This is a genomic window from Micromonospora sp. NPDC002389 (assembly GCF_040296095.1).
In the GTDB taxonomy this organism is placed as follows: domain Bacteria; phylum Actinomycetota; class Actinomycetes; order Mycobacteriales; family Micromonosporaceae; genus Micromonospora.
This window is the reverse complement of record NZ_JBEOWP010000010.1, coordinates 159,329-174,261: the sequence shown is the minus strand read 5'-3', so window position 1 is coordinate 174,261 and position 14,933 is coordinate 159,329. Positions and strand designations below refer to the sequence as shown.

At 72.6% G+C, this 14,933-nt stretch carries 13 protein-coding genes; 5 read left to right on the top strand and 8 right to left on the bottom strand.

What is annotated here, in order from left to right; all coding sequences use genetic code 11:
• Nucleotides 1-61 precede the first annotated feature (61 nt).
• The 4 genes from ABT008_RS20480 to ABT008_RS20465 all read right to left on the bottom strand — a co-directional run bounded on the left by ABT008_RS20480 (nt 62) and on the right by ABT008_RS20465 (nt 4,542).
• Complete coding sequence (locus ABT008_RS20480; protein WP_350697817.1) at nt 62-1,060, bottom strand: DUF5954 family protein; 999 nt, start codon at nt 1,058-1,060, stop codon at nt 62-64.
• Between the two features lie 108 nt (nt 1,061-1,168).
• Nucleotides 1,169-1,978 carry a hypothetical protein gene (locus tag ABT008_RS20475; protein ID WP_350697816.1) on the bottom strand — a complete coding sequence of 270 codons (810 nt, stop codon included), beginning with the start codon at nt 1,976-1,978 and terminating at the stop codon, nt 1,169-1,171.
• Complete coding sequence (locus ABT008_RS20470) at nt 1,975-2,982, bottom strand: WxL protein peptidoglycan domain-containing protein (RefSeq protein ID WP_350697815.1); 1,008 nt, start codon at nt 2,980-2,982, stop codon at nt 1,975-1,977. Before ABT008_RS20470 ends, ABT008_RS20475 begins: the two co-directional genes overlap by 4 nt.
• 33 nt (nt 2,983-3,015) lie before the next feature.
• Nucleotides 3,016-4,542, bottom strand: a complete 1,527-nt coding sequence (locus ABT008_RS20465) for an HtaA domain-containing protein (protein ID WP_350697814.1) — start codon at nt 4,540-4,542, stop codon at nt 3,016-3,018.
• A gap of 134 nt (nt 4,543-4,676) precedes the next feature.
• Here ABT008_RS20465 and ABT008_RS20460 point away from each other — a divergent pair, with 134 nt between their 5' ends.
• Genes ABT008_RS20460 through ABT008_RS20445 form a run of 4 tightly spaced genes read left to right on the top strand, consistent with a single transcriptional unit; the run spans nt 4,677 to nt 8,369 of the window.
• A complete protein-coding gene (locus tag ABT008_RS20460) occupies nt 4,677-5,525 on the top strand; it encodes a neocarzinostatin apoprotein domain-containing protein (RefSeq protein ID WP_350697813.1) in 849 nt (282 codons plus the stop codon).
• The gene (locus ABT008_RS20455) at nt 5,522-6,538 is read left to right on the top strand and encodes a heme/hemin ABC transporter substrate-binding protein (RefSeq protein ID WP_350697812.1); all 1,017 of its coding nucleotides are present in this window, start codon (nt 5,522-5,524) and stop codon (nt 6,536-6,538) included. Before ABT008_RS20460 ends, ABT008_RS20455 begins: the two co-directional genes overlap by 4 nt.
• A complete protein-coding gene (locus tag ABT008_RS20450) occupies nt 6,535-7,563 on the top strand; it encodes a FecCD family ABC transporter permease (protein WP_350697811.1) in 1,029 nt (342 codons plus the stop codon). Before ABT008_RS20455 ends, ABT008_RS20450 begins: the two co-directional genes overlap by 4 nt.
• Nucleotides 7,560-8,369, top strand: a complete 810-nt coding sequence (locus tag ABT008_RS20445; protein WP_350697810.1) for a heme ABC transporter ATP-binding protein — start codon at nt 7,560-7,562, stop codon at nt 8,367-8,369. Before ABT008_RS20450 ends, ABT008_RS20445 begins: the two co-directional genes overlap by 4 nt.
• 45 nt (nt 8,370-8,414) lie before the next feature.
• On the opposite strand, the gene ABT008_RS20440 is transcribed toward ABT008_RS20445, so the two are convergent.
• A complete protein-coding gene (locus ABT008_RS20440; protein WP_350697809.1) occupies nt 8,415-8,729 on the bottom strand; it encodes a DUF2470 domain-containing protein in 315 nt (104 codons plus the stop codon).
• A complete protein-coding gene (locus tag ABT008_RS20435; protein WP_350697808.1) occupies nt 8,726-9,367 on the bottom strand; it encodes a biliverdin-producing heme oxygenase in 642 nt (213 codons plus the stop codon). The genes ABT008_RS20440 and ABT008_RS20435 overlap by 4 nt, the downstream gene beginning before the upstream one ends.
• Before the next feature lie 148 nt (nt 9,368-9,515).
• Between ABT008_RS20435 and sthA the strand changes: the two genes are divergently transcribed.
• On the top strand, nt 9,516-10,919 hold the full coding sequence (gene sthA, locus ABT008_RS20430; RefSeq protein ID WP_350697807.1) for a Si-specific NAD(P)(+) transhydrogenase: 1,404 nt from the start codon (nt 9,516-9,518) through the stop codon (nt 10,917-10,919).
• Between the two features lie 1,055 nt (nt 10,920-11,974).
• On the opposite strand, the gene aceB is transcribed toward sthA, so the two are convergent.
• A complete protein-coding gene (gene aceB / locus ABT008_RS20425; protein WP_350697806.1) occupies nt 11,975-13,588 on the bottom strand; it encodes a malate synthase A in 1,614 nt (537 codons plus the stop codon).
• Nucleotides 13,585-14,856 carry an isocitrate lyase gene (aceA, locus tag ABT008_RS20420; protein WP_502890468.1) on the bottom strand — a complete coding sequence of 424 codons (1,272 nt, stop codon included), beginning with the start codon at nt 14,854-14,856 and terminating at the stop codon, nt 13,585-13,587. Before aceA ends, aceB begins: the two co-directional genes overlap by 4 nt.
• Nucleotides 14,857-14,933 lie beyond the last annotated feature (77 nt).

The window sequence follows — 14,933 nt, the reverse complement described above, 5'->3', positions numbered from 1 at the left end:
TGCGCGCCGCGGTGTCGTGACCGAAACTTCTTGATCAACGCGCCGAGGCAGGGCGGGGTGGTTAGGGGTGGTGGGGGTGGTGGGGGAGGCGGCCTTCGGCGCGGAGTTGGGCGAAGTGGACCTCGGGGGGCGGTTCCGGGTCGGGGTCGGAGGGGCGGGGTCCTTCCGGACCGTCGGCCGAGAAGCGCAGCAGCGTCTCGACCCGGGTGATCCGGAAACGGCGGCCGAGCACGGTCACTTCGTTGGCCCGGGTGGCCTCGATCCGGTCGGCGGCCCGCCGGTACTCCGCCGCCTCCTCCTCGGTCGGATCGGCCAGCCGGGGCACGAGCCAGCGGAACTCGAAGGTGATCAGGTCCCGCGCCTCCTGCGGGGTGCCGACCGCCCGACTCGTCGGCCGCCACCCGGCCCGGACCTGTTCGGCCACCGCGAAGCGGGTCGGCAGCAGGACGCCGTCGGGGTGCGAACGCACCGCGGCGACGCTGTCGGCGTGCACGTCGGCGGGCACCTGGGCACGTGGGTAGCGGGCCGGCAGCAGCTCGACCTTCAGCACCGCCGCGCCCACGCCGGTCGGTTCGGCCGGGTCGACGACCAGGTCGGCGCCGCCGAGGAAGTCGTCCGAAGTGTCGGCGTCGCGCGGGTCCGGGTCGGTCGGCCGGGGCGGCTCCGGCCCGTCCGGACCGAAGCGGGCGAAGGTGTCCGCGCGGATCACCCGGTGCCGGCGGCCACCGACGGTCACCTCGTCGACCTTCTGCCAGTCCAGGACGGTACGCGCTGCGGTCAGCTCGGCCAGCAGGTCCGCGTCGGCGGTCTCGGCGATCCGGTCGCGCAGCCGGTGCGCGAGCGCGTCCCGGGCGGCCTGCGGGGTCTCCTCGACCAGCTCGTGCACCCGCCAGCGTCCGCCGCCGAGATCCGCCGCGTAGCCGAAGAGCGGCGCACCGAGCCGCAGCGTCGGATACGCGCCGGCCCGCTCGACCGCGTCGCGCTCGGTCACCAGCCCCACCGGGTCGTCCCAGTGCCGGATCCGGATCACCGCGCCCGGCGACTGCTCACCGTGATGCATAGCTCCACATTGTGTAACGACAGTCGTCGAGACGCCAGAGGCGACGGTGGATTCGCCGGTGGGGCCGCCCGGCCCGGATTCACACCACCGGGGCCACCCCGCCCGAACTCACCGCCCGGAGGACCAGCGGCGGCGCACCTCGGCCGCGACCGGGACGAGCAGCGCGAGGCCGAGCAGCCCGGCCAGCCCCCACGGCTGGTGGTCGGTGGTCGCCTCCACCCGGCGGGCCGCGCCGGAGGTGACCACCTCGCCGTGGATCCGGTAGTCGCCGACGGCCGGGGCCGGCAGGGTCATCGGGATCCGCACGAGGCGTTCCTCCCCGGCGGCGAGATCCGGCGTGTCCGGGGACGCGACGAAGCCGGTCGGCTCCGGTCCCCGACCGACGGTGAACGACAGCGCCACCGCCACCGGCACCGGCTCGTCGTTGCGCAGCCGCAGCACCACGGTCCGCTGCGCGGAGGCACCGAACAGGGCTGGCCAGCCGCCGTCGCGTTCGACGTGTGCCCCGACGACGACCGGGGGGCGGGTTCCGGTCTGCCGGAATGTGCCGCCGGATTGCCGGGTCGCGCCGGTCACGCGCAGCGGCGCGCTCGCCGCGGGCCGACCCTCCATCGTGCGCACCCGCACTCGGCAGGGGCAGCCGTCGGGCGGCGCGGCGACGGTCAGCGGCGTCCCACCGGCACCGGTGCCGGGCAGGTGGATCTGGGCCGAGGTGTCCACCGCGCAGCGGGGCGGCGTACCCGCGTCGCACAGCTCGATCACGACGGTGCCGGCGGGCCAACCGGTGAGCCGGACCAGCACCTGCTCCCCCGGTCTCGCCTCGGCCCGGTCCAGCGTCACCCGGGGGTCCGGCGTCGGGGCGCCGGTCAGGGCGAGGCCGGCGAGCAGGGCGACGGCACCGTACGCGAGCCACCTCATGCCGGTGTCGACCGGCGACGCCGGATCGCCCGTACCCGGCTGACCAGCAGCGCGCCGACGGCGGCGAGCAGCACCGCCGTCCAGACCCAGGGCACGGCCCAGGTCGCGGCGGTGCGGTGCACGGTGGGCAGCATCCGGTCCGGGGTGGCCGGGTCGACGGCCACGTCTGCGGCCAGCCGTCCGGCCGGCACCACGCCGTTGATCTGTTCGGTGACGGTGATCGCCGCGCCGGGCAGCAACTCGGGCACGGTGACCGGCTCGGTGCGGGCCAGTCCGATGCCGAACGGCGCGGTCAGGCGTACCTGGGTGGTGCCGGTCAGCCGGGTGTTGCCGGTGTTGCGCAGCCGGTAGCTGACCACGACCGGGCCGGTGCCGAACGGGTTGACCGGGTTGTCGTACCCGATCCGCATCGCCTCGACCTGGAGGCCGGGGCGCACCGGGCCGGCGACCCGCAGATAGATCCGGGCGGCCACGCGACGGTCGAGCCGGACCTGCCCGCCGCCCTCCGCCACCCGGGCGATCGAGGCGACCACACCACCGGCGTGGTCACCGGGGCTGGCGTTGGCCGGTACGCCGATCCGGAACGGCAGGATCACCTGCTCGCCCGCCGGCACCCGGTAGGTGCGCTCGGCGAACTGCGTCCAGGCGCCCACGTCCACCGCCGGACGGCTGGCCGGTTGCAGCGCGAAGCCGCCGTCGGCGGTGGTGAAGGCGTCGGCGCCGTACACCGCGAAGGTCATCGCGGTCGTGCTCAGGTTGGTCAGCGCCACCCGGTCCTCGATCACCTGACCGGGTTCGGCGTCGTGGACGAAGTAGCTGCGGCCGGTGGGGCCGGACGGTCCGGACGGCTGCACCGCCCAGGTGAACCCGGCGTCGCCCGGCGACGGTGACGGCGCGGGAGCCGGCGCGGCGAGGGCGACGGCCGGTCCGCCGGCCAGCACGCTGGCGAGGACGGTGAGGACCAGGGTCGCGGCGACCAGGTGCGGGGAAGGGCACCTCGTCATCGATCTGCGCACAACAAGATGCCCTTCCACGCGTCAGGACAGGGTGAGGGTCAGGGTGGCGGTGTAGTCACCCGGACCGGTGGCGGCCGGGACCCCGAGGCCCAGGTCGGCACCGCACCGGAAGCTGCCGGCGCTGGCACCGGCGGCGGAGCCGCACAGGGTACGGGCGCTGCCCAGACCCGTGCCGTCACCCGGGTTGGCCCGCCCGCCCGGGGTGACCACCCCGGAGGAGCCCACCAGCTTGTCGGCGAGCACGGACGCGTTCGGCGTCCAGCCGAGGTTGTCGGCGGCGATGGTGCCACCGAGCGCGCTGGTGAAGTCCTCCACCTGACCGACCACGTTCCAGCCGGCGTTGGTGCCGCGCAGGTCGCTGACGGTCACCGCGTTGAGCGCACCGTCGGCGACCCCGCCGGGGTGCACGGCCGACAGCGCCACGGCACTGCCGGACGAGGTCAGCGTCAGCGGACCGGACTGGAGCACCGTGGCGGTGATCTCCTGCTCGGCACCGCTGGGGCCACCGGTGGCCCCACGGAAGGTGATCGGGGTGAAGGTGTCCTGGCTGCGGTCGCTGGAGGCGTGTGCCGCGAACGTCAGTACGTAGCACTGGGTCACCGTGCAGTCGACCGTGTCGCCGTTGCCGTCGGTGTAGCTCGGCACCAGGTCCAACGTGGTGGAGAAGGTGCCGTCGGCGGCGAGCTTCACCTGCGCTGCGGACGACGAGGCGTTCTTGTGCACCCACTTCACCGGCTTGTACGGGCGGGAGTTCACCCAGTGGTTGTCGACCTTCGGGCCGAACGCCACATAGACACCGACGCCACCGTTGGCGTCCGGGTCGAACCCGGCGCCGGTGACGGTGACCGACGTCCCCTCGGGGTCGAGGGCGGCGGACGGGTCCACGGTCACCGACGGGGTGGCGGGGCCGCCGCCGCCCGTGCCGGTGGTGAAGGTGAACGACGTCGGGTCCATCACCGTGCCGGCGGTGAAGAAGCCGGCGAAGGCGGTGGCCCCGGTCTCGGTCAGCGTGGTGGTCAGGTTGCTCCAGCTCACCGAGTCACCCGAGACGGTCGGGCTGGTGCCGCCGGTGCCGAGGGTGGCGATGGCGGCCTGCTCGATCTGCACCGGCTCGAACCCACCGCCGCTGACCTCGAGGTCGACGTCGGCGAGCAACGATCCGCCGGCGCCGTCCACCACCACGGTGGGGTTGGCCAGGGTGATGGTGAAGAAGTGCGACGGGTACGAGAACACGACCGTGCCGCCGTAGTTGACGGTGGTCGCGCCGGTGGTGCTGTCGTACGTGCCGCCGGTGACCGGGAACTTGAAGGTGCCGTCCGCGTTGCGGGTGGCACCGTCGGCGACCCCGATCGGTGGGTTGCCGTTACCGGTCGAGACGTACGCCCGGAACGAGCTCTTGAAGCCCCAGTCGAGGCTTCCCGCGGTGACGTCGGCCGGTGCCGCCGTCGCCGGGGCCACCACGGCCAGTGACGCGGCGGCGCCGAGCACGGCTGCCGACGCCCACCGGTACGACCGTCGGCGGATACCGCCGGGTCTGGGTACGGACATGAGTCTTCCTCTCGGAGGGGGCAGGGCTCGATTAGGTTAGGCTCACCTAATCTTTTGCGAAATCCTCCGAACACCCTCTTGCGGAACCTGCAAGATCTACTTAGGTTAGCCTAACCAATCTTCGGAGGTCACTCATGCCTGCCCGCCTCGCCGCCGCCCTGGTCAGCGTGGTGCTGCTGGTCATCGGCGCCCTCGCGGCCGGCCCCGCGTACGCGGACACGGTCGGCAGGGGCCCCGACGGTCAGCGGCTCTCCGTCACCCGGACGAGCGCGATCCCCCTCGCCGGTGCCACGGTCACCGTCTCCGGCTCCGGTTACGACACCGCCAAGGGCGTCTACGTCGCGTTCTGCGTCGACAACGGCGCCAGTGCGCCACCCTCGCCCTGTGGCGGCGGCATCGACACCAGCGGTGCCAGCGGCGCCTCGCACTGGATCTCCTCGAACCCGCCCGCGTACGGCGAGGGGCTGGCCGTCCCGTACGGCTCCGGCGGCTCGTTCAGCGTCCGGCTCCGGCTGACCGCGACGATCGGCGACGTGGACTGCACCGTCCGGCGCTGCGTGGTGGCCAGCCGCAACGACCACACCCGCAGCTCGGACCGGTCGCAGGACGTCAAGGTCCCGGTCACCTTCGCCGCACCGGCGGCCAGCCCGACCACCCGGGCCGCCGCCCCCGCGTCGTCAGCCCCCGGCGGCACCACTCGGACCTCCGCCGCCCCGGCACCGGCCGCCTCCGGCGCACCCGCCGGCACCACTTCTTCGTCCGGCGCCGTCGAGGACTCGGCCCCGGCCGAGGCGGGTACGCCCACCGGTGCGGGCGGCACCGGCACCGACCCGGTCAGCGGCGACCAGCAACTGCTCACCACCCAGGTCAGCGACAGTGGACCGGCCGGGCGCTGGTTCACCGTCACCGTCGCCGGACTCGCCGTACTGCTGGTCCTGCTGGTGGTCCTGCGGATCCGCCGACGTCGGCAGGCGCAGCGGTGAGGCGCGTACTGCCCGCCCTGCTGGCACTGCCCGCGCTGCTCGGTCTCGTCGCCTGCGACGCCGCCGCCGGCACGCCGGGCGCCACCCCGGCGACCGGCTGCGGGCCCGCCACCGCCGTGGTGACCGACACCGACGTGGTCCCGGTCGGCGGCGATCCCGGCAGCAGTCTGCCGGCCACCGTGGACTCGGCCGACGGGACGACGGTCACCGTCAACGACGCCAGCCGCATCCTCGCGGTGAACCTGTACGGCTCCATAGCCGAGATCGTCTTCAGCCTCGGCCTCGGCGGCCGGGTGATCGGGCGGGACACCTCCACCACCTTCGCCGCCGCCGCGCACCTGCCGGTGGTCACGCCGGCCGGACACGACCTGGCCGCCGAGGCGGTGCTGCGGCTGAACCCGACGGTGGTACTCGCCGACACCAGCATCGGCCCGCCCGAGGTGCTCACCCAACTCCGTCGGGCCGGTATCCCGGTGGTCCTGATCGACGACGAGCAGAGCCTCGCCGCGATCCCCCGCAACATCCGGGCGATCGCCGCCGCCCTCGGCGTACCGGCGGCCGGGGAACTCCTGGTGTCCCGAGTGGAGGCGGAGATCGCCGAGGCCCGCCGCAGTGCCTCGGCGGACGGCCCTCCGCTGCGCATCGCGTTCCTCTATGTCCGGGGTACCGCCGGGGTGTACCTGATCGGCGGCAAGGGCGCCGGCTCCGACGAGATGATCCGGGCGATCGGCGCGACCGACGCCGGCACCGAGATCGGACTGTCCCGGTTCCGGCCGCTGACCAGCGAGGGTCTGATCAACGCGGCACCGGACGTCATCCTGGTGATGACCGACGGGCTGGAGTCGGTCAAGGGCGTGGACGGCCTGCTCGCCCTGCCCGGCGTCGGCCAGACCCCGGCCGGTCAGCACCGCCGGATCGTGGACATGGACGACGGGATGCTGCTGAGCTTCGGGGCCCGGACCGGCCGCACCATCCAGGCCCTCGCCGACGCGGTCCACCGACCGTGCACATGAGACGTCCCCTGCTGCTGGTCGGGCTGAGCGTCGCCCTGGTCCTGCTCTGCCTGGTCGCGGCCGGCACCGGGCAGGTCCAGGTGCCCCCCGCCGAGGTGCTCGGCTCACTGCTGCACCGCATCGGGCTCGACGTCGGGCCACTGCCGAGCGCCCCACACGGGGAGAGCGCGCTCTGGGTGGTGCGCTTCCCCCGGGTCGTGCTCGCCGTCGTCGTCGGTGCCGCGCTCGGCTGCGCGGGCGCGCTGATGCAGGGCGTCTTCGGCAACCCGCTGGCCGAACCGGGCGTCATCGGCGTCTCCTCGGGTGCTGCGGTCGGTGCCGCCACGGTCATCATCACCGGTGTCGCCACCCTCGGCGGCTGGACCGTCGCGGTCGGGGCCTTCCTCGGTGGCCTCGCCGCCACCGCCCTGGTCTATTCGATGTCCCGCACCGGCGGACGCACCGAGGTGGTCACGCTGGTGTTGACCGGCATCGCGGTCAACGCGGTGGCCGGCGCGCTGATCGGCCTGCTGATGTTCTTCGGTGACGCCGACGCCGTACGCGCCATCGCGTTCTGGCAGCTCGGCAGCCTGGCCCAGGCCAACTGGGCGGCCGTGGGGGTCACCCTGCCGTGCGCGGCCGTCGGCATCGCGATCGCCGTCGCCACCGCCCGCCGCCTGGACCTGCTGGCCCTCGGTGACCGGTCGGCCCGGCACCTGGGCGTCCACGTGGAACGGTTGCGGGTGGCCATGATCGGGGTGACCGCGCTGCTCGGTGCCGCCGCGGTGGCCTTCACCGGCGTGATCTCCTTCGTCGGGCTGGTCGTGCCGCACCTGGTGCGGATGGTCGCCGGGCCGGGGCACCGGCTGCTCCTGCCGGCCAGCGCGCTGGGCGGGGCCATCGTGGTCGTCGCCGGGGACCTGGCCGCCCGCACCCTGGTCGACTACCAGGAACTGCCGCTCGGCGTGCTGACCGCCGTGGTGGGTGGCCCGTGCTTCTTCTGGCTGCTGCGCCGGACCCGGGCCCGGGCGGGAGGATGGGGATGAGACGGACGGTGCCGGAGGTCGGTCGCGAACCGATCGGTCTGCGGGTGGAACGGTTGGGCGTCCGGCGCGGCGGCCGACCGATCCTGACCGACGTCACCCTCGACGTCCGGGGCGGGGAGCTGCTGGCGCTGGTCGGGCCGAACGGCGCCGGCAAGAGCACCCTGCTCGGCGCCATCTGCGGTGACCTGGCCCCGGCTGCCGGTGACATCGCGTTCGCCGGTCGGCCGCTGCACCGGTGGGCTCCGGTCGAACTGGCCCGGCTCCGCGCCATGCTGCCGCAACGCGCCACCATGACGTTCCCGTTCACCGTCGGCGAGGTGGTCGCGATGGGCCGTGCCCCGTGGGCCGGGACCGGGTACGCCGCCGAGGACGACGACGCAATCCGCGAGGCTCTGCGGCTGACCGGCACCGGGTCCTTCACCGACCGGGTCTTCTCCGCGCTCTCCGGCGGCGAGCAGGCGCGGGTGGCGTTGGCCCGGGTGCTCGCCCAACGGACCCCGATGCTCCTGCTGGACGAGCCGACCGCCGCGCTCGACCTGCACCACCAGGAGTTGGTGCTCCGGCTGGCCCGCGAGCGGGCCCGCCAGGGCGGCGCGGTGGTGGTCGTCCTGCACGACCTGGCGCTGGCCGCCGCGTACGCGGACCGGATCGCCCTGCTGGCCGGTGGACGGTTGGTCGCCGACGGGCCACCGGTCGAGGTGCTCACCGCCGACCGGCTCAGCGAGGTCTATCAGCACGAGATCGAGGTGCTGCCGCATCCGCGCACGGGTGTGCCGCTGGTGGTGCCGGTCCGCACCGACGAGTGACGGCCCGCCGGTGGTGACCGGCGGGCCGTCGTACGTCGCACGGAATCAGCTCGCGTCGGGACGCGGGGTCACGCCCAGCGCCGCGCACGCCTCCCGGTACATCCGAGCGGCCTCGGCCCGGATCTGCCGCCGCTCGGTGAGCGGGGCGCTGAAGGGCACCCGCACCGCGACCGGAGCACCGTCCACGGTGGCCGCGAAGTACATCGCCTCGGCGTCCATCCCGGACATGGTGGCCGCGGTGGCGGCCGGTGCACCGCCCAGCCCCTGGCAGATCAGCCGGCAGTCGTCGGCGTGGTCGGTGTTCATGTGCCGCATCACGGCCGACACCACCTCGGGGGGAAACGGGTTCGGCGCGCTCACGCGGCACTCCCCCGCACCACGTCCCGGCCCAGCTCGGCGATCATCTCGGTGTTCAGCCGGTACGCCCACGACACCTCGTCGAGGAAGCGTTGCCGCTCGACCTCGTCCCACGGCGCCGTGTCGAGCAGCTCGCGGTAGTGCTGCTTGAAGTCCTTCGCGTCCAGGTCCGGGAAGAGGAAGAACCGGACGCCGTCGGTGTCGAGCCCGAACGTGCGGCGTACCGCCCGCACCATCACCTGCCCGCCGGAGAGGTCACCCATGTACCGCGTGTAGTGGTGGGCGACGAAGCCCGCCGGCCAGGTGAAGGCGACCTCGCGCAGGCGTTCCTGATACTGCCGAGTGGCAGGGCTCGGCGCGATCCGGCTGGCCCAGTCGGGGCCGTGCAGGAAGCGCAGGTCGTCGACGATGCGGGCCAGGCGGTGCAGCTCCTCGACGACGAACGGCCCGGCCACCGGGTCGTTCCGCATCGCCTCGGCGGCCTCCTCCAACGTCTGGTAGACCACGTGGAGCTGCTCCAACAGTGCCGCGTACCCGGCCCGGTCGAGCTGCCCCGACAGCAGGGCGTCGAAATACGTCACGTTCTGCGCGGCCCGGTGGTCCGCCCTGGTCAACTCGCGCACCTGTGCGGCGAACCCCATGAACACCTCCTGTTAGGTAAGCCTAACCTATCATGATCACGACCTGGTGGGGAGTGGGCACCAGGTCAACATTCCAGGAAGGTAAACCCTTGTACCGCTTGGTCGGCTGGCCTGGCGCGGTCCACGACATCTTGCGACGCTAGTGATCGTGTATGACTACGACCTGTTGGTACTGGGCTCAGGGCCGAGCGGTCAGAAGGCCGCCATCGCCGCCGCCAAACTCGGCAGGCGGGTGGGCGTCGTGGATCGGCGCGACATGCTCGGCGGAGTCTGCATCAACACCGGCACCGTCCCCTCGAAGACCCTGCGCGAAGCCGTCCTCTATCTGACCGGACTGAGCCAACGAGACCTGTACGGCAGCAGCTACCGCGTCAAGGACGAGATCACCGTCAGCGACCTGGCGGCCCGCACCCAACATGTGATCAACCGACAGACCGACGTCATCCGCAACCAGTTGACCCGCAACCGGGTCACCCTGATCACCGGCACCGGCCGCTTCGCCGACCCGCATTCGGTCTGGGTCGACGGCGGCTCCGGACGGGACTCGAAGATCACGTTCGACAAGGCCATCATCGCCGCCGGTACCCGCCCGGCCCGGCCGGACAGCGTCGACTTCGACGACCGGACCATCGTCGACTCCGACGGCGTCATCAACCTCCAGGCCGTGCCACGCAGCATGGTCGTGGTCGGCGCGGGCGTGATCGGCATGGAGTACGCCTCCATGTTCGCCGCGCTGGGCACCAAGGTGACCGTGGTGGAACGCCGCGAACGGATGCTCGACTTCTGCGACGAGGAGATCATCGAGTCACTCAAGTACCACCTGCGCGACCTGTCGGTGACGTTCCGCTTCGGCGAGGAGGTCGCCGCGGTGGAGAAGCACCAGAACGCGGCACTGTGCGTACTCAAGAGCGGCAAGCGGATCGTCGCCGACACGGTGATGTACTCGGCCGGACGGCAGGGCCAGACCGACGGGCTGGACCTGGAGGCGGCCGGGCTGACCGCCGACCGGCGCGGCCGGATCGAGGTCGACGCGAACTACCGGACCACGGTGGACAACATCTACGCCGTCGGTGACGTGATCGGTTTCCCGGCACTGGCCTCCACCTCGATGGAGCAGGGCCGGTTGGCCGCCCAGCACGCCTGCGGTGAGCCGGAACGCCCGATGCACGAGTTGCAGCCGATCGGCATCTACACCATCCCGGAGATCAGCTTCGTCGGGAAGACCGAGGACGAACTGACCGAGAGCGCGACACCGTTCGAGGTGGGCATCGCCCGCTACCGCGAGCTGGCGCGCGGCCAGATCGTCGGCGACTCGTACGGCATGCTGAAGCTGCTCGTCTCGCCGGACGACGGCCGACTGCTGGGCGTCCACGTCTTCGGCACCGGCGCCACCGAGATCGTCCACATCGGACAGGCCGTGATGGGCTGCGGCGGCACGGTCGACTACCTGGTCGACACGGTGTTCAACTACCCGACGCTGGCCGAGGCGTACAAGGTGGCGGCGCTGGACGCGTCCAACAAGATCCGCAACATCACCCGGATCGACAACTGACCGCCCGGCCTGGTCTCGCCGCTCCCCTCCCGGCGGCGGCGAGACCAGGCTCCGGCAGCAGTCGCCCTCGCCGCCGGCCCCGTGCGCTCGTGCCCCCCGCGCCCACAGGCCAGCGGGTCAGCGGGCTGGCGGGCTGACGGGCTGGCGAGCTGGCGAGCTCGCGCCCTCCTGGTGTCTACTCGGAGCACTATCGAGCTGATCCGTTTGTGCCGTCGCCCGTCGCGACCGCCCGGCCGATGGGCCACCGCCACTCCGCGACCCGTCCGGGGCCCGCGGCCGTTCGGTCCCACCGGCTGCCCGCCGATCACCCGCCCTGACCACCTCACCGGACGCCGTTGCCGGAGTCCAAATTCCTACCCCCGCCCCAGCACAGGTCCAAGACCGGACGACGTCCGAGCCTCGGCAAGGTGCGTATCTGGGGAAAGTCCGAGCCTGGCGAACGTCCCAGCCCGGCGAACGTCCGAGGTTAGGGAAGGTCCGAGTCCGGGCACGGGTCGGAATCCGATGCGGCTCAGCATCACTCACCGGCGGCCAGTGGAAGTCCCGATCCGTTGACGCTCTCAGCTCGACAGTGCCCGACCGGCAAGACCCGCACCGGCCCGATGACGCTCGGCCGCCGTGCTCGGCGCGGCACTGCCCGACCGCCGGCCACGGACCAATCCGATGACGATCCGTCGACGCTCTCAGCTCGACAGTGCCCGACCGGCAAGACCTGGACCGGCCCGATGACGATCCGCCACCGCGCTTATTACGAACGACCGGACCCGACCGGCATGGCCCCGCACGGGACACCGCCCGGCTGCCAACGCCGGCGCGGGCGCTGGTAGGACCACCATGAAGGGCACCAGCGCGGCCCGACGCGCCGCCGCCGCCAGCCTGACCCACTACTGACCCCGGCCGGACCCGCCGCCCACGCCAGCTGGCCCCGCCGCCCACGCCAGCCAGCCCCGCCGGCGACGCCAGCCAGCCCCGCTGCCCACGCCAGCCGCCCGTCGGGCGCTCCTCGTGCGCCCGACGGCGGACGCTCAGCCGGCGGACGCTCAGCCGGCGGACGCTCAGCCGGCGGACGGAGTCGGGCGGCGCGCCGGGCTGAGGTGGCGGGCGTACGCGCCGGTGGTGAAGAAGGCGGGCAGGTCCTCGCCGAGGGCGGTCTCCTCGACGATGCGCGCCGCGTGCCCGGCGCGCTCGCGCTCGGCGGCGTCACCGCACCCCTCGACCAGGGTGGCCAACTCCTCGTCGAGGATCGCCCGGACCCGCTCCTCGGTCACGCTGCCGCCGCCGGCCAGCGGCGTACCGTGGTGCAGCCACTGCCAGACCTGGCAGCGGGCGATCTCGGCGGTCGCCGCGTCCTCCATCAGGTTCCACAGGGCCACCGCACCGGCTCCGCCGAGCCAGGCGTCGACGTAGCGCAGCGCCACCGCGATGTTCGACCGCAGCCCCGCCTCGGTGACCTGACCGGGGGTCTTGTCCACGGCGAGCAGGTCGGCGGCGGTGACCTCGACGTCGTCACGCTGCCGGTCGAGTTGGTGCGGGCGTTCGCCGAGCACCGCGTCGAACTCCTCGCGGCAGGTCGACACCAGGCCGGGGTGGGCCACCCAGGAGCCGTCGAAACCGGCGGCGGCCTCCCGCTGTTTGTCGGCCCGCACGCGGCTCAGCGCCGTCTCGTTGACCGCCGGGTCCCGGCTGGGCACGAACGCGGCCATGCCGCCGATCGCGTGCGCCCCGCGCCGGTGGCAGGTCCGCACCAGCAGCTCGGTGTACGCGCGCATGAACGGCACGGTCATCGTGACCTCGGACCGGTCCGGCAGGACGAAGTCCGGCCACTGCCCGAAGTTCTTGATGATGCTGAAGATGTAGTCCCACCGGCCGGCGTTCAGCCCCGCCGAGTGGTCCCGCAGCTCGTAGAGGATCTCCTCCATCTCGAAGGCGGCGGTGATGGTCTCGATCAGGGTGGTCGCCCGGATCGTGCCCTGCGGCAGCCGCAGGTAGTGCTGGGCGAAGACGAAGATGTCGTTCCACAGCCGCGCCTCGCGGTGGCCCTCCAGCTTCGGCAGATAGAAGTACGGTCCCGCGCCGACCGCGAGTTGCCGCCGGGCGCAGTGGAAGAGATAGAGACCGAAGTCGACCAGGCTGGCCGAGAGCGGCCGACCGTCCACCACGATCCCCTTCTCGACCAGGTGCCAGCCGCGTGGACGGACCACGATGGTGGCCAGGTCGTCGCCGAGGGCGTACCGCTTCCCGCGCGCGTCGGTGAAGTCGATCCGGCGGTCCAGCGCGTCCATCAGGTTGAGCTGCCCACCGATGACGTTGTCCCAGGTGGGGGCGGTGGCGTCCTCGAAGTCGGCGAGCCACACCCGGGCACCGCAGTTCAGCGCGTTGATCGTCATCTTGCGATCCGGCGGGCCGGTGATCTCGACCCGCCGGTCTTCGAGCCCGGGGGCGGGCGGCGCCACCCGCCAGCTCGGATCGGCGCGGACGCCGATGGTCTCCGGCAGGAAGTCGGGTAGTTGGCCGGTGGCGAACCGGTCCCGGCGGGCCCGTCGAGTGTCCAGCAGCGCCACCCGGCGGGCGGCGAACTCGCTGTCCAGCGTGACCAGGAACTCCAGCGCCTCGGGGGTGAGCACCTCGTCGAAGCGCTCCGCCACCGGGCCGATGATCTCGTACCTCATGCGAACTGCTCCTCCTCGGTCGAGCCGCGCAGGGCGGTGGTCTCGGCGGTCGGGTTGAGCACCGTGCTGATCAGGTCGAAGTAGCCGGTGCCCACCTCGCGCTGGTGCTTGACCGCGGTGTAACCGGCGGCCTCGGCCGCGAACTCCCGCTCCTGGAGCGACACGTACGCCGGCATCCCCTCGGCGGCGTAGCCCCGGGCCAGGTCGAACATCGAGTAGTTCAGCGCGTGGAAACCGGCCAGCGTGATGAACTGGAACCTGTATCCCATGTGGCCGAGTTCGCGCTGGAACTTGGCGATGGTGGCGTCGTCGAGGTGCTTGCGCCAGTTGAACGACGGCGAGCAGTTGTAGGCGAGTAGCTGGTCCGGGTACTCGTCCTTGATCGCCTCGGCGAAGCGGCGGGCGACCTCCAGGTCCGGCGTGCTGGTCTCCATCCAGAGCAGGTCGGCGTGCGGGGCGTACGCGAGCCCTCGGGCGATGCACGGCTCGATACCGTTGCGGACGCGGTAGAAGCCCTCCGGGGTGCGCTCGCCGGTGACGAAGGGGCGGTCCCGCTCGTCCACGTCGGTGGTGAGCAGGGTGGCCGCCTGCGCGTCGGTGCGGGCCACCACCACCGTCGGCACTCCGGCGACGTCGGCGGCGAGCCGGGCCGCCTCCAGCGTGCGGACGTGCTGCCCGGTGGGGATGAGCACCTTCCCGCCGAGGTGGCCGCACTTCTTCTCGGCGGCGAGCTGGTCCTCCCAGTGCACCCCGGCCGCACCGGCCGCGATCATCGCGCTCATCAGCTCGTACGCGTTGAGCACGCCGCCGAAACCGGCCTCCGCGTCGGCGACGATCGGGGCCAGCCAGTCGATGCCCGAGGTGTCGCCCTCGGCGGTGGTGATCTGGGCGGCCCGCAGCAGCGCGTTGTTGATCCGGCGCACCACAGCCGGCACGGAGTTGGCCGGGTAGAGGCTCTGGTCCGGATAGGTGTGTCCGGCCAGGTTGGCGTCAGCGGCGACCTGCCAGCCAGACAGATAGATCGCCTTGAGCCCGGCCCGGACCATCTGCACCGCCTGGTTGCCGGTGAGCGCCCCCAGCGCGTGGACGTAGTCCTCGCTGGTGAGCAGCCGCCACAGCCGGTTGGCCCCGTGCCGGGCCAGGGTGTGCTCCTCCTGGATGGCACCACGCAACCGGATGACGTCCTCGGCGCGGTAGCTGCGCCGTACTCCCCGCCAGCGGGGGTTGGTCTCCCATTCGTGCTGCAACTGCTCGACCGCGGAAAGCATCGCATTCATCCCTTCGGGTTTCTGTGTCACACACGGTCACACGACCTGTCGGGGCAGGTCGAGAGACGGAAAGAGCC